This window comes from Dysosmobacter welbionis, from assembly GCF_005121165.3.
GTDB lineage: Bacteria > Bacillota > Clostridia > Oscillospirales > Oscillospiraceae > Oscillibacter > Oscillibacter welbionis.
The window spans coordinates 2,747,674-2,767,304 of the sequence record NZ_CP034413.3; the positions used below are offsets into that span (position 1 = coordinate 2,747,674).

The 19,631-nt window shown below is 55.7% G+C and carries 14 protein-coding genes and 1 pseudogene; all 15 read left to right on the forward strand.

Annotation, left to right across the window (positions count from 1 at the left end):
- Nucleotides 1–123 precede the first annotated feature (123 nt).
- The 15 genes and pseudogenes from EIO64_RS14400 to asnB all read left to right on the forward strand — a co-directional run bounded on the left by EIO64_RS14400 (nt 124) and on the right by asnB (nt 19,342).
- The gene (locus tag EIO64_RS14400) at nt 124–2,601 is read left to right on the forward strand and encodes an O-antigen ligase family protein (RefSeq protein ID WP_119310663.1); all 2,478 of its coding nucleotides are present in this window, start codon (nt 124–126) and stop codon (nt 2,599–2,601) included.
- 293 nt (nt 2,602–2,894) lie between these two features.
- Nucleotides 2,895–4,088: a DegT/DnrJ/EryC1/StrS family aminotransferase gene (locus EIO64_RS14405; RefSeq protein WP_119310664.1), complete on the forward strand. Its 1,194-nt coding sequence runs from the start codon at nt 2,895–2,897 to the stop codon at nt 4,086–4,088.
- 59 nt (nt 4,089–4,147) lie between these two features.
- Nucleotides 4,148–4,737: pseudogene (locus EIO64_RS14410) on the forward strand (sugar transferase).
- Nucleotides 4,738–4,763: 26 nt separating this feature from the next.
- Nucleotides 4,764–5,990, forward strand: a complete 1,227-nt coding sequence (locus tag EIO64_RS14415) for a glycosyltransferase family 4 protein (RefSeq protein WP_025543522.1) — start codon at nt 4,764–4,766, stop codon at nt 5,988–5,990.
- On the forward strand, nt 5,987–6,724 hold the full coding sequence (locus EIO64_RS14420) for a polysaccharide deacetylase family protein (RefSeq protein ID WP_025543521.1): 738 nt from the start codon (nt 5,987–5,989) through the stop codon (nt 6,722–6,724). Before EIO64_RS14415 ends, EIO64_RS14420 begins: the two co-directional genes overlap by 4 nt.
- Nucleotides 6,721–7,638, forward strand: coding sequence for a UDP-3-O-(3-hydroxymyristoyl)glucosamine N-acyltransferase (locus EIO64_RS14425; protein WP_136891527.1), 918 nt, complete (start codon nt 6,721–6,723; stop codon nt 7,636–7,638). Before EIO64_RS14420 ends, EIO64_RS14425 begins: the two co-directional genes overlap by 4 nt.
- Nucleotides 7,625–8,752: a DegT/DnrJ/EryC1/StrS family aminotransferase gene (locus tag EIO64_RS14430; RefSeq protein WP_136891528.1), complete on the forward strand. Its 1,128-nt coding sequence runs from the start codon at nt 7,625–7,627 to the stop codon at nt 8,750–8,752. The genes EIO64_RS14425 and EIO64_RS14430 overlap by 14 nt, the downstream gene beginning before the upstream one ends.
- Nucleotides 8,752–9,654, forward strand: a complete 903-nt coding sequence (locus EIO64_RS14435) for a UDP-3-O-(3-hydroxymyristoyl)glucosamine N-acyltransferase (RefSeq protein WP_136891529.1) — start codon at nt 8,752–8,754, stop codon at nt 9,652–9,654. The genes EIO64_RS14430 and EIO64_RS14435 overlap by 1 nt, the downstream gene beginning before the upstream one ends.
- A gap of 5 nt (nt 9,655–9,659) precedes the next feature.
- Nucleotides 9,660–10,979 (forward strand): nucleotide sugar dehydrogenase, encoded by a 1,320-nt coding sequence (locus EIO64_RS14440; RefSeq protein ID WP_336303862.1) that lies wholly within the window; start codon nt 9,660–9,662, stop codon nt 10,977–10,979.
- 50 nt (nt 10,980–11,029) lie between these two features.
- Nucleotides 11,030–12,145: a glycosyltransferase family 4 protein gene (locus EIO64_RS14445; RefSeq protein WP_136891530.1), complete on the forward strand. Its 1,116-nt coding sequence runs from the start codon at nt 11,030–11,032 to the stop codon at nt 12,143–12,145.
- A 15-nt stretch (nt 12,146–12,160) separates the two neighbouring features.
- Complete coding sequence (locus tag EIO64_RS14450) at nt 12,161–13,258, forward strand: Gfo/Idh/MocA family protein (protein WP_136891531.1); 1,098 nt, start codon at nt 12,161–12,163, stop codon at nt 13,256–13,258.
- Entirely contained in the window at nt 13,259–14,614 is a 1,356-nt protein-coding gene (locus EIO64_RS14455; RefSeq protein WP_136891532.1) for a hypothetical protein, read from the forward strand.
- Nucleotides 14,601–15,560, forward strand: a complete 960-nt coding sequence (locus EIO64_RS14460) for a flagellar basal body-associated FliL family protein (RefSeq protein WP_136891533.1) — start codon at nt 14,601–14,603, stop codon at nt 15,558–15,560. Before EIO64_RS14455 ends, EIO64_RS14460 begins: the two co-directional genes overlap by 14 nt.
- Nucleotides 15,561–15,599: 39 nt before the next feature.
- Entirely contained in the window at nt 15,600–17,102 is a 1,503-nt protein-coding gene (gene murJ / locus EIO64_RS14465; protein ID WP_158629804.1) for a murein biosynthesis integral membrane protein MurJ, read from the forward strand.
- 374 nt (nt 17,103–17,476) lie between these two features.
- Entirely contained in the window at nt 17,477–19,342 is a 1,866-nt protein-coding gene (gene asnB, locus EIO64_RS14470) for an asparagine synthase (glutamine-hydrolyzing) (RefSeq protein ID WP_249390698.1), read from the forward strand.
- Nucleotides 19,343–19,631: the final 289 nt, after the last annotated feature.

Consider the following 19,631-nt stretch of genomic DNA (forward strand, 5'->3'; position numbering starts at 1 on the left):
AATGAGTGACAAATATAATCTGCTAATTTGATACATAAATGAAACCATTGGAATAGACAATGAACAAGAAATCTGATATAATTTTGCGCGGTAAAAGACTATTCTCGCGAGAGGAGCAATTTCATGAAGCGAAAAAAAACCGTGCCGGCAGAGGTGGTTCCAAAACCGGTGAATGATGCGGCGCCTGTGCCGGAGAAAGACCATCCGCTGTATGACCGCCTGTTTGTTGTGGGATTTGCGGTGCTGCTGTTTTTTGCCATGACGGTGCAGACGGTTCCCATGAGCCTGATTCTGGCGGCTGTGGCATTGGCGCTGTCCTTTGGCAGGGGGGGCTATGCACGGTTTCGCGGCCGCCTGGGAATCCCGGTCCTGGGGTTTCTGGCCTTTTTGATCCTCTGCGGGGCCGCCAGCCTGTATACGAGCTTCGGCGCCTACGCTTACGGAGAATATGCCAAGCTGCTGGCGTCCGGAGCCCTGGGCCTGCTGCTGTTGGCACGCGGACGGGAACAGAACGCCGGCGGACTCCTGTTCAGCTTCTCTGCCGTGTGCGGAGTGATTGGGCTTCTATGTATCGATGCCGGGTGCCGGGGACCGCTCTTTCGCGGCTTTGCCTCTTTTATGGAGGGGCTTGGGGATGCAGCTTATCAGAGCCTGGATCAAGCGACCTATACGGGCGCCCGGTTTGACGGCATCTATAACGACGCAAACCTGACCGGCAGCCTGATGGCGCTGGCGGTCTTGGTGGGACTCTACCTGATCCGTACAGGACGGAAACCGTGGGAGCGATTTGCGGCCTGCTTTCTGACCGGACTGTCCGCAGTGGCCTTTTTTACCGCGATGAGCCGTGGTGCCATTCTCTGCTTTGGCGCGACAGTCCTCTGCTATCTGTTGTTTGTGGGAAAAGGGCAGCGGGGCCAGCTGTTCCTGCTCCTGTTTTTCACGGCGTTATCCATGGGCGCATTCGGTCTGCTGTCTATGACGCTGCTCTCCTCCGGCTCTGTTCTTGGGACATTGGCCGCGTTGCCATGCGGACTTGTGCTCTGGGGCCTGTATGAAGGTTTGGGCCAGAAGGCGGCAGAGGTTCTCAATGGACACCCCCGCCTGATCGCGGGGATTGCTACCGGTCTGGTGGTGCTCTGCGCTGCGGGAACGGTGGCCGCTTTTACGCTGACGGAGCCCTTCGTCTGCACGGAGGAAAATGTTCTTTACCGGGGCGCGGACGTCACCTCCGGGGAGACCTATACCATCACCGGCGACTGGGACAACGGCGATGAGATCACTCTGATGGCCTATGGCTCCACCCAGGCGCAGGAGATGGAAAACCGGACGGAGACTTATTACAGCGGACCGCTGTCCGAGGCCTCCTTTACCGTGCCGGAGGGGATTACCCGGGTACTCTTCCAGTTCCGGGGACCGGAGGGGACTCAGATCCGCTCTCTGTCCCTCTCCGACGGTACGAAGATCCCCACATCCTATACGCTGCTGCCGGAAAACCTGGTGAGCCGGTTCCAGAAGAATCTGTTTCAGGACCGCAGCTTCCTGCTGCGGGTGCAGTATCTCAAGGACGGCTGGACCCTGTTTACGCAATCACCGTTGACGGGGCACGGCCTGGGCGCTACGGAGGGTCTGCTGACCTCGGTGCAGCCCTTCTTCTACCAGTCCCTCTATCTGCATAACCATATCCTGCAGGTGATGGACGAGACGGGTCTGCTGGGTCTTGCGGCGTTCCTGGCGCTGATGCTGGGTGCGGCATGGCTGCTGGTGCGGCGGCTGCGGACACAGCAGGATGGTATGGCTGCGGTATTGCTTGCCTGCTGGGTGATGATGAATCTCCACGGGTTGATGGAGATCTCCTTCTCCGTGCGGATGTTCCAGTGTGCCGCGTTTTTCCTGGTCCTTATGAGTGTTGTCTCCTGTGGGGAGCCCGCGGAGGGGAGAAGCGGCGTGCGGATCCTCCGGGTCGTAGGGACCCTGGCCGCCGCACTCTGGCTGGTCGTTTCCTTTGCGATGCTTTTGGGCAGCCAGATGGCACAGGCGCAATTCAGGGACTTCGATACGACGGATATGACCCGGTCGGAATTCCTGGACAGCATGGAAAAGCTGGATCGGATGGACGCCTATACCGATCAGGATTATAAGGTCAACCGGATGGTCAATGCACTGCAGGAGGGGGGCAGCCTCAATCTGGGTGTGGCGTCCCGCTGTGCCCGGGAACTGCGGGAGACCGGGGACTTTGACGCTTGTTATAAAGTCGCCGCTTACTATTATCTGCCCCTGCAGGATCTCTCCGGCTTCTTTGAGATCATGCAGGAGGGACTGGCTCAGGAGCGGTCTAATGCCGATGCGTGGAACAGTGCCTTTGATCTGTACGGACAGGCCTTTGCGCAACTGGACGAGTCGCAGATGGATGCGTTTGTGGCAGGCGTCTTGGCAACCATGGAACAGATGGAGCAGGCCAACGAGTATTTGCTGGTTCCGGTGGCGCTGGATGAGGCCAATCAGGCTCTCGCGGATAGTGTGACCACCGTGGAGACGGAGGACCTGGATGCCTCTGCCGCGTATGCGCTGCTCTCTGCGGTATTTGCCGGGCAGCAGGAATAAGTGGAAAAGAAAACAGAATGGTCCTGAATCCATCGGAACTATCCTGCTTTTACAGAATTATGGCAAAAAGGAAAAAGAATAAGCCGGAAAACTTATCAAAAGTTACCCAAAAACTTGAGCTGCGTCGAAAAATGTGCTAAAATATAAGCTGATTAACTAGGAAAAATGACGAGAAGATGTTTTCTCATTCAGAAGTTTATCTGTGGGTAGCATCTAGAATCTGGGAAGTACCGCCGGACTGGCGTGCGATACGGACCCAGCCGGTCAAATCAAAAGCAGGATGTGTTGTTTATATGGAAAAGATCCCGTTTTCCCCGCCGGATATTACCCAGGCGGAGATCGATGAAGTGGTGGATACCTTGCGGTCCGGCTGGATCACCACCGGTCCCAAGAGCAAACAGTTTGAGCGGGAGATCGCGGCCTATTGCGGAACGGATACCGCGGTGTGTCTCAACTCCGCTACCGCCAGCCTGGAGCTGACGCTGCGTGTACTGGGGATCGGCCCCGGGGACGAGGTGATCGTACCGGCTTATACGTATACAGCCACAGCCAGCCCGGTATGTCATGTAGGCGCCACGCTGGTGATGGTGGACAGCCAGCCGGACTGTTATGAGATGGATTATGCACAGCTTGAAAAAGCCATTACGCCGCGCACCAAGGCCATCATCCCGGTGGATGTGGGGGGGATCCTGTGTGATTACACCCGTATTTTTTCCATCGTGGAAGATCGCCGGGGAGACTTTTCACCGGCATCTCCTCTGCAGGCGCAGCTGGGGCGGATCGCGGTGATCGCGGATGGCGCGCACAGCTTCGGTGCGGTCCGCGGCGGCATCCGCAGCGGTGCATGGGCGGATTTCACCACCTTTTCTTTCCATGCGGTGAAGAATCTCACCACCGCAGAGGGCGGCGCAGTGACCTGGCGCAGGGATCTGGGTCTGGATGATGCGGCGCTCTATCGTCGCTATATGCTGCTGAGCCTTCACGGCCAGGACAAGGATGCCCTGGCTAAGACCAAGGCCGGCGCGTGGGAATATGACATTGTGGCGCCTCTTTACAAGTGCAACATGACGGACATCATGGCCGCCATTGGCCTGGCCCAGCTGCACCGGTATGAGGAACTGCTGGCCAAGCGGTATGCCCTGGTGGAGCAGTATCATGAGCTGCTGGCGAGTACGGCCATTCGCCCCGCCCGGCACCTGACGGAGGATGGCCGCTCCAGCTGCCACCTGTATCTGACGGAGCTGGAGGGGAAGACCCTTTCCCAGCGCAATGCCGTCATTGATGCTCTGGCCCAGCAGGGAATCGCCTCTAATGTCCACTATAAACCACTGCCTCTGCTGACGGCATACCGGGATCTGGGATTCCGGATGGAGGATTATCCCAACGCCTATGGCTTGTATGAGCGGGAGCTGACGCTGCCGCTGTATTCCACACTGACCCAGGCCCAGGCAGAGCGGATCTGCGGGGCACTGCGGGAGATCCTGTAGGAGGAATCATGGCAAATACCCAAACGTTCCAGCGCCTTGCCCCGCCCGGACGGGGTGCAATGGCCGCCAAGCGGCTCTTTGATATCGTCTGTGCGGCCTGCGGGCTGGTGGTCCTCAGTCCGTTGTTCCTGATCACGGCGTTGGCTGTAGGACTGACGTCTCCGGGCGGTATCCTGTTCTGTCAGGAACGGATCGGGCTGGGAGGCAAACCGTTTATCATCTATAAGTTCCGTACCATGCGGAAGGAAAATTCCGGATTGAAGATCACGGCTTCCGGGGATGACCGGATCACACCGGTGGGCCGAATCCTGCGCAAGACCAAGCTGGACGAGTTGCCCCAGCTGTTCAACGTGCTGCGGGGGATATGAGTTTTGTAGGCCCCCGGCCGGAGGTACAGGAGTATACCGATTTGTACACAGAGGAGCAGAGGCAGGTGTTTCTGGTCCGTCCGGGGATCACGGGGGTGGCATCCATCCGCTATCGTAATGAAAACGACCTGCTTGCCGCCAGCGACGATCCCAACCGTACGTATATTCAGGAGATCCTGCCGGAAAAGCTGCGTCTGGATCTCTCGTACATCCCTCGGGCCGGTGTTGTTCAGGATATCGCCCTGATTTTTGAAACATTGGCGGTTGTGATCCGGGGATAAGCAAAAGAAAGGACAATCGTTGCTCCATGGATATTTGGCTCATCAACCACTACGCGGTGCCTCCGAAATATTATCCCCTGGCCCGGCAGACCTGCTTTGCCAGGTATCTGATGGCCATGGGCCACACGGTGACGATCTTCGCCGCCAGTACCGTTCACAACTCCAACATGAATCTCATTACCGACGGAGCTCCCTGGCGGGATGAGGTAGTGGACGGCGTGCACTATGTCTACATCCGGTGCATGGATTACCAGGGCAACGGGCTCAAGCGGATTTACAACATCTGCGAGTTCGCCTGGAAGCTGCCCGGTGTGTGCCGGAAGTTCCCCAGACCCGATGCCATTGTGGCCACCTCTATGCCCCCCACGTCCTGTGCCATGGGGATTCATCTGGCCCGGAAATACGGCTGCCGGGGCGTGGCGGAGATCGCAGATCTCTGGCCGGAGTCCATTGTGGCCTATGGGATCGCCGGACCCCGGAATCCCGCGGTGCTGGCCCTTCGGCGGCTGGAGAAGTGGATCTATGAAAAGGCGGATGACGTGGTGTTCACCTGCGAGGGCGGATATGACTATATCGTCGAGCAGGGCTGGGAGGGGAGGATCCCCCGTGCCAAGATCCACTATATCAATAACGGCGTGGATCTGGCAGTCTTTGATGAGAACCGGGCGCGCTATACGGTGCAGGACCCGGACCTGGAGGATCCCTCCGTGTTCAAGGTCGTCTACACCGGCTCCATCCGGAAGGTAAATCATCTGGGTCTGCTGCTGGACGCCGCCAAAGAGGTTACAGACCCCAGGGTAAAATTTTTGATCTGGGGAGACGGAGATCAGCGGGCAGCGCTGGAGCAGCGGGTCCGGGAGGAAGAGATCTCAAATGTGGTGTTCAAGGGAAAGGTGGAGAAGAAGTATATCCCCAGCATCGTCAGCCGGGCCGATATCAACTTGATCCATGGCGGAGATCAGGGAAAGGAATTGTTCCGGTTTGGTATTAGCCCCAACAAGATGTTCGACTGCTTTGCGGCCGGGCGGCCCATCCTGATGGATCTCCCTGCAAAATATAATCCAGTGGAGCAATTTCAAGCCGGGATTTGTCTTTCGAGTGTATCGGAGATTCCTGCCGCCATCCGGCAGATTCAGGTGCTTTCGCCCCAGGCCTATGAGAGCCTTTGCGGCAATGCCAGGAAAGCTGCCGCACGGTTTGATTTCCGAGTTTTAACACAGGAACTGATGGAGATTTTGGAAAAAAGGGGATGAGCCGTGTGGAATTTACCTATTCGGCATACAAAAACCTGATACACCTGCTTCAGACGGGCGGATATCGGGTCTGTTCCTATCACAACTGGCAGGATACAGCTCGCTGTGTGATCCTGCGGCATGATATTGACAGCAGCTTGGGCCAAGCGATGGCACTAGCCCGGGTGGAGCGGGAGCTGGGTGTGAGCAGTACTTATTTCGTGCTGCTTACAAGCGATTTCTATAACCCGGCCTCCAAAGGGAGCGTGGAAAAGCTCCGGTCCATCCAATCCATGGGGCACGAAGTTGGGCTGCACTTTGACGAAAAGGCCTATCTGGAAGGGACACCGGAGGAGACAGTGTCCCGCATCCTCCATGAGCGTGATATCCTGGCTTCCATTCTGGAGACGCCGGTGACTACCGTCTCTATGCACCGGCCTTCCCAAGCCACGCTGGAGTCGGACCTTCAGATTCCCGGCATGATCAATTCCTATGGGCAGACGTTTTTCCATGATTTCAAATACCTCTCGGACAGCCGCCGGAGATGGCGGGAACCAGTGGAGGAAATCATCCGTTCCGGAACATATGACCGCCTGCACATTCTGACCCATGCCTTCTGGTACCACAAAGCAGACGAATCCATCACAGAAACCGTGAGTGCGTTTATCCGTTCCGCAAATGCGGAACGCTATGGACAGATGCAGGAAAATATCACAGACTTGGCGAGCATTGTGATGAGGGATCGGTGTTTATGAAAATTAAGGAAATTCTGGATTTTCTGCAGACGGCCCGGATCCCGTTTTCTTTTACAGGTGACCCGGAGAGGGAAGTGGACCGATTTTCTTCTCTCTCCCACTACCGGGAGGGGTCCTTCACCTGGATCAAAAAGCAGGAGAACATCCCGCTGGGAATGGATCTGACGGGTCTGGCTCTGGTATTCGTTGCGGAGGATGTCGATGGCGGTAACGCTCCCAATGTGATCCGGACACCGGAAAGCAAGCACGCATTTTTTTCTTCGATTGAGCATTTTTATGCCCAACCAGAGGAGCGGCCCGCCGTGGGGCAGTTTACCTATATCGGTCCGCGGGTCAAGCTGGGAAGAAACGTCCGGATCGGCCACAACTGCACGCTGGATGGGGACATCACCATCGGGGATGATACGGTCATCTGGAATAGTGTGGTGCTGTTGAACCGGGTGACGGTGGGAAGCCGGTGTGATATTCACTCCGGTGCTGTGATTGGTCACGATGGATATGCCTATACCGAGGATGCCGGGCATCACAAGGTCATGGTGAAGCATTTTGGCGGCGTCAGTATCGGCAACGATGTTCTGATCGGTGAAAACGTCTGTATCAGCCGTGGAACCATTGATGACACCGTTCTGGAGGACGGAGTCAAGATCGATGCGCTGGGGCATATCGCGCATAATTGCTGGTTTGGAAGAAATGCGGCAATGCCAGTTCCGTGCAGTGTCAGCGGCAGCGTGCATGTGGGAGAGAATGCCTATCTCGCCGGCGATATTATCCGCAATCAGTGCACCATCGGAGAGAATGCGTTTGTAGGCTTGGGTGCCGTTGTTGTGAAAGATGTTGCCCCCGGTCAGACCGTGGTGGGAAACCCTGCAAAGCCCTTTATCAAAAGAAAGCGTGAAGAATATGCAATTTATTGATCTAAAAGCACAGTATCGTGCACTAAAAGATGAGATTGATGCCAATATCCGGGGCGTGCTGGACTCTGCCCAGTTTATCGGCGGCCCTTATGTGAAGGAGCTGGAGGCGCAGCTGGCGGCCTTCACCGACCGGAAGCACTGCATCACCTGCGCCAACGGTACGGATGCCCTACAGATCGCCTATATGGTGGCAGGTGTGGGTGCCGGGGACGCGGTGTTTTGCCCGGACATGACCTTCATCTCCTCCACGGAGCCGGCCAAAATGTTTGGGGCCACTGCTGTATTCTGTGACATCACGCCGGACACCTACTGCCTGAGCCCGGCGGGCCTGGAGCGGCAGATCCAGGCCGTGCTGACGGAGGGAAAGCTGACCCCCAAGGCTGCGGTGGCAGTGGATATTTTGGGAAATCCCTGTGACTATGATGCCATCGGGGCCATCTGCGAGAAATACGGTCTGTTCCTCATCGAGGACGCGGCCCAGAGTTTCGGCGCCTCCTACCATGGGAAAAAGGCCTGCGCCTTCGGCCATATCGCCACCACGTCCTTCTTCCCGGCAAAGCCTTTGGGCTGCTATGGTGACGGCGGCGCTATCTTTACGGATGACGACGCGGTGGATCAGCTGTGCCGGTCTTTGTGCGTCCACGGCAAGGGCCCCGGCGGCAAGTACGACAATGTGCGGGTAGGCATGAACTCCCGGCTGGATGCTATGCAGGCCGCCGTGCTGCTGCCCAAACTCAGGGCCCTGGGCACCTATGAGATGGACGCCCGACAGATGGTGGCCCACCGGTACAACGAGGCGTTTGCCGGCCGGTTTGTGACGCCCTTTGTGGCGGAGGGCTGCGTCAGCGCCTGGGCCCAGTATGCCCTGCTGGCGAAGGACACCGCCCAGCGAGACGCCATCGTGGCCTACCTGAAGGAGGCCGGGATCCCCAATATGATCTACTATCCCACGCCCCAGCACGCGCTGCCGGTGTTCCGGGACGAGCCTCATTACGGAGAGACCTTCCACAACGCGGACGACTACTGTGCCCGGACCTTCTCCCTGCCCATGCATCCCTATCTGGAAGAGGCGGAGCAGCGCAAGGTTATCGACGCGGTTTTGGAGGGTCTGTGATGAAATTATCTGAAGCTGTCCGGGGCGTTTCCGGTACGCTGGCTGCAGATGGGGAGTTCAGCTGCATCGCATTTGCCACGGAACAGGAGCAGTCCCAGTTTCTGACGTTTCTGGAAAAGGAAAAATTCCTCCCGGCTCTGGATAATTCCAAGATTTCCTGTGTGCTGACTACCTCCGCATTGGCGGAAAAGATCCCGCCCCATATCAAAGGTGTGTTCCTCTGTGACCGGCCCAAGGCTGCACTCTTTGAGATTCACAACCGCTTGGCTCGCCATCCGGATTATGTGGGCGCTTCTGCGGCTACTGTGGTGGGGGAGGGGTGCTCCATCAGTCCCCTGGCAGCCATTGACCGTGAAAACGTCGTCATCGGAGACCGCGTGACAATTGAACCCTTTGTGGTCATCAAGGGACGCGTGATCATCGGAAATGATGTGACCATCCGCAGCGGTGCGGTGATCGGTTGCAAGGGATTCTCTTTTTCAAAGGATACACAGGGTCAAAATGTCTCTGTGGAGGATACTGCCCGGATCATCATCGAAGACCATGTGGAAATTTTTGAACAGGTAGCCATCAGTACCGGGATTTTTCCCTGGGAAGAGACCCGGATTGGAGAAAATACAAAAGTGGATGCCCAGTGTTTCATTGCGCACGGCTCCCATATCGGTCGGAATTGCCTGCTGGCGAATGGCAGCCGCTGCTGCGGGAACAGCCGGGTGGGAGATCACGTCTGGGTCGGCGTCGGGGCGATTGTGTCCAACCGCGTGCGCGTGGGCGACGGCGCCCGGGTATCCCTCGGGTCTGTCGTGACGAAAGAAGTTCCCGCCGGGCAGACAGTCTCCGGCAACTTTGCAATTGATCATCAGAAATTTTTATCCAACTTGAAAAAGTCTTTGGAGGAATAATTGATATGTCCATGAAAGAAGAACTGATCGAAAAGATCCAAAACAAGACCCTGTGTATGGGTGTCTGCGGTCTGGGATACGTGGGACTGCCCCTGGCGGTGGATAAGGCGAAACACGGGTTCCGCACCATCGGCTTTGATGTCCAACAGGAAAAGGTGGACATGGTGAACGCCGGGAAAAACTACATCGGCGACGTGGTGGACGCGGATCTGGAAAAGCTGGTGAATGCCGGGATGCTCAGCGCCACCACGGATTTCTCCCGGGTGTGTGATGTGGATTTCATCGCCATCTGCGTGCCCACGCCGCTGGACAAGCACCAGCAGCCGGACATCAGCTACGTCCGGGATTCCACCATCGCCATCTCCAAGCACCTCAGACGGGGATCCATGGTAGTGCTGGAGTCCACCACTTATCCCGGCACCACGGAGGAGCTGATTCGCCCCATCCTGGAGGAGGGCAGCGGCCTCAAGTGCGGGGAGGACTTTTACCTGGGTTTCTCCCCGGAGCGGGTGGATCCGGGCAACCTCATCTATAAGACCAGCAACACCCCCAAGGTTGTGGGTGCCATCGGTGCTGACGCCACGGAGGTGATCTCCATGGTGTACCGCTCCATTCTGGATGGGGACGTGACCACCGTATCCTCTCCCGCCGTGGCAGAGATGGAGAAGATCCTGGAGAACACCTATCGGAACGTAAACATCGGTCTGATCAATGAGCTGGCCATTTTGTGCAATAAAATGGGCATTGACATCTGGGAAGTGGTGGACGCCGCCAAAACCAAGCCTTACGGCTTCCAGGCATTCTATCCCGGTCCCGGCCTGGGCGGCCACTGCATCCCCCTGGATCCCTATTACCTCAGCTGGAAGGCCCGGGAGTACGGCTTCCACACCTCCATGATCGAAGCGTCCATGATGGTCAACGACCGGATGCCTGAGTACACGGTGGAGCGGGCCGGAAAGATCCTCAACCGCTATAAGAAGGCTCTGAACGGCTCCAAGGTCCTGGTGCTGGGCGTGGCCTACAAGCAGGATATCGACGACTACCGGGAGAGCCCCGCCATCCGGGTCATCGAGGAGTTCCATAAAACGGGGGCCATGACGGATTTCTATGATCCCTTTATCCCCAAGTACCGTCATGAAGGCCAGTGGTATCAGGGCCTGGAGGCGCTGACGCCGGAGACCGTCAAAGCCTATGATCTGGTCATCATCACCACGGCCCACACCAAGGTGGACTACCAGATGGTGGCCGAGTGCGGCGTGCCGGTCTTTGACTGCAAGAATGTGACCAAGCACATTCAAAACCGGGAGAACATCGAGGTTCTGTAAAGCCGGCAGCTTCTCTTTTGGGAACGCGTCCGTATGAAGGAGTTTCAGGAATGATCAAAGTATGCCATATGACCAGTGCCCATCAGCCGGGAGACACGCGTATTTTTCAAAAGGAGTGCGTCTCTCTGGCAAAGGCCGGTTACCAGGTTTTTCTGGTGCAGCGGGGAGAGAGCGGGGAGAACTCCGGTGTCCGGATCATCGATGTGGGACAGCCCTCCGGCGGGCGGCTTACCCGGATGACCTCCTTTGCCCGCAAAGTGTATGAGGCGGCACTGGCCGTAGACGCAGACCTTTATCACCTTCATGATCCGGAGCTGCTTCCCTACGGAATCAAGCTCAAGCGCCGGGGGAAAAAGGTGATTTTCGACAGTCACGAGCTCTATGCCGTGCAGCTGCGGCAAAAACCCTATCTGCCGGGCTGGTGCACGCGGATCATTGCGTTTGGATATGCGCGGTATGAGCGTTACGTCCTCCGGCGCCTGGACGGGGCCATCTTTCCCTGCACCGTGAACGGAGAGGACCCCTTTGCGGGAAGGTGTCCCCACACAGCGCTGGTAGACAACAGCGTCAAGCTGGAGGATTTTTATGAGCGGTATGATCCGGAAGCCGTACGGAACCAGGATCAGATCTGCCTGACAGGTTCTTTGACGGAGGCCCGGGGCATCACCAGTGCGATCCGGGCTGCGGCGTCGGCAAAGTGTACACTTGCGCTGGCTGGCCCGATCTCTCCGGCGGACTATGAGGCCCAGCTCCGGAAGATGCCGGAATTTTCCAGCGTAGATTACCGGGGCGTCCTGGCCAAGGACCAGGTGGCAGCGCTTCTGCAGACCAGCCGGGTGGGCCTTTCTCCGCTTTTGAACCAGGGCCAGTATTGGAAGGCTGAGAATCTGGCCACCAAGATCTGTGAGTATCTGGCCATGGGGCTGCCGGTGGTGATGAACGGGTCTGCCTACAACCGGGCATTCGTAGAGCGCTGGCACTGCGGCATCTGTGTGGACTCGGAGAACGTGGAGGAGATCGCCTCCGCTATCCGGTATCTGCTGGATCATCCGGAGGAGGCCCGGCAGATGGGAGAGAATGGCCGTCAGGCCGTGCGGGAAGAATTCAACTGGGGCGTGGAGGAAAAAAAGCTTCTGGCCCTGTACGAGGAAATTTTCAAGGAATAAAAGGGGACCATCAACATGAAATACGTGCTCATCGGCTGCGGCCGGATCGCCGTCAACCACATCAAAGCCGTGCTGAACAACCACCTGGAACTGGCCGCTGTGTGCGACGTCAAGCCGGAGGCCATGGAGACCCTCCTGGCCAAGCACGGCCTGGAGAAGGACACTTCCATCCGCCGCTATACCGACTATCGGGAGATGATCGAGGCGGAGCAGCCCACTCTGGCGGCCATTGCCACGGAGAGCGGAATCCACGCGGAGATCGCCCTCTACTGCATCGCCCACGGCGTCAACGTCATCATCGAAAAGCCCATGGCCATGTCCATGGCGGATGCCGACGCCATTGTGGAGGCTGCCCAGGCCCACCATGTCAAGGTGTGCGCCTGCCACCAGAACCGGTTCAATCCGGCGGTCCAGGCCACCCGGAAGGCCCTGGAGGAGGGCCGGTTCGGCAAGCTCTCCCACGGCTCCATCCATGTGCGCTGGAACCGGAACAAGGGCTATTACGACCAGGCCCCCTGGCGCGGCACTTGGGCCCAGGACGGAGGCTGCATGATGAACCAGTGCATCCATGGCGTGGATCTTCTGCGCTGGATGATGGGGGATGATGTGGTGGAGGTCTATGCCCAGACGGCTCAGCAGTTCCATCACTATCTGGAATGTGAGGACGTGGGCATGGCGGTGGTGAAATTCGCCAACGGCGCCATCGGCACCATCGAGGGCACCACCAACGTCTACCCCAAAAACCTGGAAGAGACGCTGTATCTCTTCGGTGAGACGGGAACGGTGAAGATCGGCGGTACCTCCACCAATAACATCGACGTCTGGCAGTTTGCCGACCAACGGGAGGAGGACGCAGCCCTGCAGGGGCTTCAGGAGGCCACCAGCAATGTCTACGGCAACGGCCATACCGCCGTTTACGCGGATATGATGGACGCCATCGTCCATGACCGGGCCCCGTATATCGACGCTCAGGCCGGCCGCCGGGCGCTGGAGATGATCCTTGCCATGTATCAGTCCGCGGCCACCGGAATGCCGGTGAAACTGCCGCTCAAGGACGTGGCCTCCCTGGACTTCACAGGCCGGTTTGACAAAAAAGAGGAGACAAACGGGTAAATGAAGCTGCCATCTGTCACAGAAAAACTGCGTGGGAGCCGGGCGGCCCAATCCCTGGAGAAGCTCTCCCGCGTAAGCCGGAGGCATCAGTTTTTGTTCCAGTGCGGACTGATCCTCCTCTACCGGCTGGTGCTGGACTTCATGTACCTTACGCAGCTCTCTCCCATCTACGCCTACAGCGGCTTTACCACGGATCTGGTGTGGATCAAATACGCCCTTTCCTGGCTGCTGGTATTGGTGTGTCTGCCCCTGGTGGTGGGGCTCCAGGGACAGGAGGAACGTCCCTCCTCCATCCTGGTGACGCTGATGAACTATGTTTACTTTCTCCCGATGACGTCCTATCTGGGATGCAAGGGAAGTGATCTGGGCTTCTTCTGCGCAGTGGCGGTGTACTGGCTGGTGCTGCTGGCGGTGCAGCTGCGTATGCCCACCATCTTGGTGCCCAAACTGCCCCACCGGCATACCTCCTTGTTATTTTTTCTCGTGAGTGTGGGGGCGTGCCTGTTCGTTATGGGGATCTCGGGGATCTATACCGGATTCCGGCTGAAGTTGAACCTTTCAGATGTCTATGGGATCCGGGCAGAGGCAGCAGCCTACGATATTCCCGGTCTTTTTGCCTACGTTCTCTCCTGGATGACGGTCATTTTGTCCGTGCTGATCCTGTACTGGCTGCAAAAGCGCCGGTACGTGGCGGTAGGCGTGCTGGTGGTAGTCTATCTGTTCTATTACTCCATCAGCGCACAGAAGTCCGTGTTTTTGTTTCTCTTTTTACTGCTGTTCTGCTACCTGCTGTACCGGAAATGGATGTACCGCTGGTGCGCCGGGCTGTTGTCACTGGGAGTCATGGGCTGCTGGGTGCTGGAGGCCGGGGCCCAGTTTCTCACCCCCATGTCCCTGTTTGTGCGCAGGCTCATGTACGTGCCTGTCCAGCTCAGCGAGGTGTACGCCCAATTTTTCCGGGAGCACCCGCTGAATCTGTTCCGGGACGGGATTTTGGGGAAGCTGTCCTATGACCCGGTCTATTCCATTAAGATCCCCAAGGTGATCGGAGAATATATGGGGACCGGATCCAGCGCCAACAACGGTCTGGTGGGTGATATGTATGCCAATCTGCCGGTCGTGCTGGGGGTTTTCCTGATGCCGCTGATCCTGGTGATCCTGTTCCGGCTGCTGGATGCGGCAGCCAGAGACATCCCCCAAAAGATCTATATCGGGCTGTGTGTGTTTTTTGCTATGAGTTTCTGCAACGGTTCCTGGAGTACCGTCCTGCTGTCCGGAGGATTCCTGATGGCCTGTATCTTCCTGTATCTATTTCCTGTACAAAAAGAGGAGCACGTAAAGAATGAACAATCGTGAACTGCGCGTTCAGGACCTTATTTCCGGGTTCCGGCGCGATTGGAAACTATTTTTGGTCATTGTGGCCGGGTTCCTCCTGCTGGGTCTTGCTGCTGGATTCTTCTTTTCCGGCCGGGCCTCGGCGGAAGGGTCCGGCAGCGCCCAGGCATGGGAGCCGGTGGACTTTGCGGAGGTCCCCATGGGTATCACCTATTATGTGGACTGTTACGACTACATCAAGGAGCAGCGCAAGGTCCTCTGTTCGTACATTGACGGTGTGCGGAACGATTCCTCTATTACGGAATCGCAGCAAGAGCAGCTCCTAGAGATGAAAGAAGAAATCCTGATCTTTGATGAGGACGAGCTTGTTCCTATCTACTGGGATCTGAACGCCCCGGATGCGTTTTACCTGCCCGATGAGCTACGTCAGAGCACTCTGGCTCAGTATCGGCGGGAGCGGGAGACGCTGCTGCAAAATATCAGCAAATCCGAGTATGCCAGATCTCTGCTGGATACCGTGGGCGGCCTGAGTACCAGCGACGCCGCCGTCAATGAGATCTACGCCTCCATTCTTTCCCAGGCAGCGGAATACCGCCAGCTGCAGCTGGATCTGGAACAGCTGGATACCCGGCTGAATCTGCTGGAAAACGAGTATCCCGCGCTGCGCCAGGCCAGTGAAGAAATGGCGCAGCGCCTCGATGACGCCGCCCGGGCGCTGGATGCGCGGGCGGAAGAGGCAGTGGCCCTGCTGGAGGAGATTGCGCAGGAAAACCATCTGAATATCACCTTCTCGGCGGAGCAGGAGGACGTGACGGTCCAGATCGGCCACACTACCCGGCCCGCCACCCGACAGGAGGCATTTACGGCCTTTGTGATCTTCTTTGGACTTGTGGGTATCTGTGCTGGCGGCTTTTTTGTCCTATGCCGGGAGACTTCTTCCTACAAAAAGGAGTCTCTGCAGCAGTGATTTGAAGATTTGAAAGGATACTCTGGGATGCAGTCTCGTTTGCTGAAAAATATTCTCTCTGTCAGTGGCGTGCTGATTTTGGTCAAGGCGCTGGGTTTTTTCAAGCAGATGGTAATCGCCGGCATTTTTGGCGCCAATGCCGAGACTGACCTGATCAATCTGTCCTATGGATTTATCGGCGACATCCAATATCTGCTGGTTCAAGTGATGCTTACCGCAGTGGTATCTGTTTATATTCATGTGAAGGAAGAGACCCAGAATGAAGCCGGGCAGTTTGCCAGCGACACCCTTTGCGCAGGCACCATCGTTGTAGCGGCGATTTCAGCGACCATTTTTATGCTTTCCCCCTGGATCTCAAAATTGCTGGCCCCAAGCTATTCCCAGGAATTGAGTAGCCAGCTCGGGGGCTATATTCGCCTATTTTCCCCGATCCTCATTCCATTGGTTTGGATGGCGGTTTTTCATGCACTTCTCAACTCCAACAAACGCTTTATCCCAGGTCAACTGGAGGGATTGTACCAAAGCGTGATCCTGGTTATCGTGATTATTTTGGGAGCGCCCTATCTGGGCGTGGACTCCCTAGTCATTGGATATTGGTTGTATGCAACCTTCAGCGCCGGGTTTCTGGGTTATCAGGCGCGGACTTATTTGAGGAAGAGCAGTAGAAATCCGTTCCGTAATCCGCAGGTCCGTTCGCTTCTCGCAATGGTTGGACCACTTTCTATCGGCTATGGTGCAGTTTATATCAACCAAATGGTAGACAAAATCCTGGTATCCGGACTGGCGGATGGGACGGTCACTGCCATGAGCTATGCCGCTACACTTTCCAATCTGGTAGGGACACTGATTTGCTCCCTCTGCTCCGTGCTTTATGCCCATGTAACAGAATATATTTCGCAGGAAAAGGAACAGGCTGTGGCCCAACTGACAGAACGGGCGATTTTGGTTCTGGTGATTCTGCTGCTGCCTGTCACTGTGATCGCAGTAAGCCAGGCGGAAGACATAGTCCTGCTCATATATGGCCGCGGCGCATTTGACGCGGAAGCGGCGGCTATGACAGCCCAGGCATTGATGGGCTACAGCCTGAGTTTTATCCCTTTGGCGTTACGTGAGGTATATAGCCGGGTCCAATACGGATATCAGGACTCTAAGCACCCCGCGGTAAACAGTGTCATCGGCATCGCCTGCAATGTTACATTGAGCATTTTGCTTTGTCGAAAGTTCGGTGTATTTGGAGTGACCCTTGCCAGCAGCGTAGCCACCCTAGTAATCGGCATGCTGAATGTGCAGTCTGCTCGCCGGACCGCATCATTCCTGTCGTTGAAATCTCTTTGGAACTTAACACCGAACATATTGATAGGTGGAATCCTGTCCATCCTTTTGACGTGGGGCTGCAAGCAATGGCTTGCAGAACTGCCGCTGCTGATTCGGCTGTGCTTGACCACTTTCTTTGTGTTCTCTGGATATAGTGTTTTGGTCATCCCTGCGGTATGGAAAACCGGGCTTATCAAGCCATGTCATTTTTCGCGCAAACAAAGATGAGCAGGAAAAATATCGCTACTGAAGAGGAGCCTTCTATTAGCGGCTGGTAATTTTTATAGTCCGAGGAAGGACGCTCTGCAGAGATCAGAAAGAAAGCGGCGCGTCCCATATGCAGAGTAGCCTCTTTTTTGAGTGGTCTGCTAGCGCGCTCACGCTATGATTCTTTGCCTGTCCCCACTCAGCTTTTTTGGAGCCGTGCAGGCATTCTGCCTCGAATGCTGGCCTCAATTTGGGGCTATCTTCGCAGAAAGCAGTTGTATCTCTGTGTGCATTGCCACGGGCAACGAATATCAAATGAAGGGAATTATTTTATGTGTGGCATCAGTGGTTATCTGGATCTAGACCGTGGAGTGGATATTGGAATCTTGCGGCGTATGACGGATGTCATCCGTCACCGGGGGCCGGATGACGAGGGATATGCTTTGATTGGCCCCGGTGGGACATCTTTTTTCGGGGGGAACGATACAGTAAAAGGGCTGGAGGTCCCTCCGCTGGAAACTGCCGTGGGGACCGCTTCCTTTTTGGGATTTGGTCATCGCCGCCTGAGCATCTTGGATCTGAGCGTTGGTGGTCATCAGCCGATGTATTTGCCGGAACGGGATATCACCCTCATCTACAATGGGGAGTTATATAACTACATGGAACTTCGCGCCCAACTGGAAGCTCTGGGGTATACCTTCCACACCACCAGCGACACGGAAGTTTTACTGTATGCCTACTGCGAATGGGGTGAAGATTGTCTCACACAGTTCAACGGCATGTGGGGGTTTGCTTTGTGGGATGGACAGGAAAATAAGCTGTTTTGCGCCAGAGATCGGCTGGGAGCCAAACCGTTCCATTACTGGCGCCAGGGAAACCGTATCATGTTTGGATCAGAACTGAAGCAGCTTTGTCAGGATGGTGCCGTACAACGGCGGTTTGACACCTCTTATTTGGCAGCTAACCTGATATATCATATCAGTGATTATAACGATCAGACTCTGATTGAAGGCATGAAGACCCTCCGACCTGGCCATAAGCTTGTTGTGCAGCTGGGGGCCGGTCATAACACCATCGACTCCTTTACCATTTCTTCCTATTGGACGTTGCATGTTCATTATGATAACAGTAAAACCGAGGCGGAGTGGGTGCGGTTGGTGACAGAGGAGTTTTCCAGGTCTTGCCGCTGGCGTATGCGTAGCGACGCCCCCCTGGGGGCGCTTTTGTCCGGAGGGCTGGATTCCTCCTGCATGGTTACTGAGATGTGTTCGCAGATGGAAGACCCCTCACGGTTGCAAACGTTTACTACCAGTTATCCTGGTAACAACTCCTGTGACGAGTGGTTCTTTGCCGATCTTATCAACCGTTCCTGCGGCTGTACAGGTAACCAGATCCTACCGGATGCCGAGGACATTGAAAAGCGTTTTGAGAATTTGGTGTGGCATGTAGAAGGGAGCTGTGGACTCTCTCTTTTAGGCAGCAAATTTTTGTTGGATGAAATCAATCGCCGCGGCTATAAGGTGATTCTCAATGGCCAGTGTGGTGATGAATTGATGCTTGGCTACGAGCGTTATTATGCATTCTTTTTCGCATCCCTGATCAAGAGAAAGCAGTGGAAGACTCTGGTGTCAGAATTTCGTCAGGCCAGTCGCCATTCCAAATTATCTGTGAGAGATCTGGCCGCTTATGCGCTCTACTTTAATCAGCCAGTGGTGCGGGACTCACGGCAGCTTCATCGTGCCGGCCGGTTCATCAACCCCGACCTGTTAGACCAGCGCAATCGTGTGGAGTTGCGGGAGTTGCTGTATCCAAAAATACTGGAAAATCTCCAATACACGGAGTTGACGGCAACCCAGTTGACACATATTGTACGCTATGACGACCGGTTGTATATGTCGGCTTCAATTGAAAGCCGGATTCCTTTTATGGACTATCAGTTCGTGGAACTGTGCTGTCGGATTCCACCTGAGTACAAGATCAAAAATGGTTACACCAAGTATCTGATGCGGCAGGCATTTGACAGAAGAATGCCTCGGGAAGTTACCTGGCGCACGAATAAAATGGGCTTTGGAGCGCCTGTGACACAGTGGGGCAGGAGGTTTTCGCGGGATTATCTGTTGGCGTACATTGAGGATTGCCGTACAGAGAAGTACTTCAAAAAAGAGGCGCTTGCACAGATGGTAACCCGCAATCAAGCGGAACCGTCTATCTATGAATTTCTCGCGGTTGAACTTTTTGCACGGCAGTTTGATGTGTCATAAGTATGGGACATTACAGGGGAAAACTGCTTTGATATAGTTTTTCGGGTGGTGGAGGCTATTTCGCTTTTTGGTGCGAATATTGATATATATTCGCATCCGGACAAACAAGAGGGGAGATCCGCATGACCTGTGTTAAAAGTAAAAATAAGTTACTGACTACAGAAGTGTAGAAACAGAATTACAGGATGTCCTTAGCGGTAAAAAAGCAAAAAATGAGTGGCGCCTAGGAACTTTTGTTAATTGAAAATGGATATGAAAAGTTCCACGCTGGGGCGCTAAACAAACTCAC

What these genes read in the sequence shown, in the direction of transcription:
- EIO64_RS14455 (WP_136891532.1), top strand. Translation starts at nt 13,259, where the DNA reads ATGAAGCTGCCATCTGTCACAGAAAAACTGCGTGGGAGCCGGGCGGCC.
- EIO64_RS14415 (WP_025543522.1), top strand. Translation starts at nt 4,764, where the DNA reads ATGGATATTTGGCTCATCAACCACTACGCGGTGCCTCCGAAATATTAT.
- EIO64_RS14435 (WP_136891529.1), top strand. Translation starts at nt 8,752, where the DNA reads ATGAAATTATCTGAAGCTGTCCGGGGCGTTTCCGGTACGCTGGCTGCA.
- EIO64_RS14460 (WP_136891533.1), top strand. Translation starts at nt 14,601, where the DNA reads ATGAACAATCGTGAACTGCGCGTTCAGGACCTTATTTCCGGGTTCCGG.
- EIO64_RS14420 (WP_025543521.1), top strand. Translation starts at nt 5,987, where the DNA reads ATGAGCCGTGTGGAATTTACCTATTCGGCATACAAAAACCTGATACAC.
- asnB (WP_249390698.1), top strand. Translation starts at nt 17,477, where the DNA reads ATGACGGATGTCATCCGTCACCGGGGGCCGGATGACGAGGGATATGCT.
- EIO64_RS14430 (WP_136891528.1), top strand. Translation starts at nt 7,625, where the DNA reads ATGCAATTTATTGATCTAAAAGCACAGTATCGTGCACTAAAAGATGAG.
- EIO64_RS14400 (WP_119310663.1), top strand. Translation starts at nt 124, where the DNA reads ATGAAGCGAAAAAAAACCGTGCCGGCAGAGGTGGTTCCAAAACCGGTG.
- EIO64_RS14445 (WP_136891530.1), top strand. Translation starts at nt 11,030, where the DNA reads ATGATCAAAGTATGCCATATGACCAGTGCCCATCAGCCGGGAGACACG.
- EIO64_RS14440 (WP_336303862.1), top strand. Translation starts at nt 9,660, where the DNA reads ATGTCCATGAAAGAAGAACTGATCGAAAAGATCCAAAACAAGACCCTG.
- EIO64_RS14405 (WP_119310664.1), top strand. Translation starts at nt 2,895, where the DNA reads ATGGAAAAGATCCCGTTTTCCCCGCCGGATATTACCCAGGCGGAGATC.
- EIO64_RS14450 (WP_136891531.1), top strand. Translation starts at nt 12,161, where the DNA reads ATGAAATACGTGCTCATCGGCTGCGGCCGGATCGCCGTCAACCACATC.
- EIO64_RS14425 (WP_136891527.1), top strand. Translation starts at nt 6,721, where the DNA reads ATGAAAATTAAGGAAATTCTGGATTTTCTGCAGACGGCCCGGATCCCG.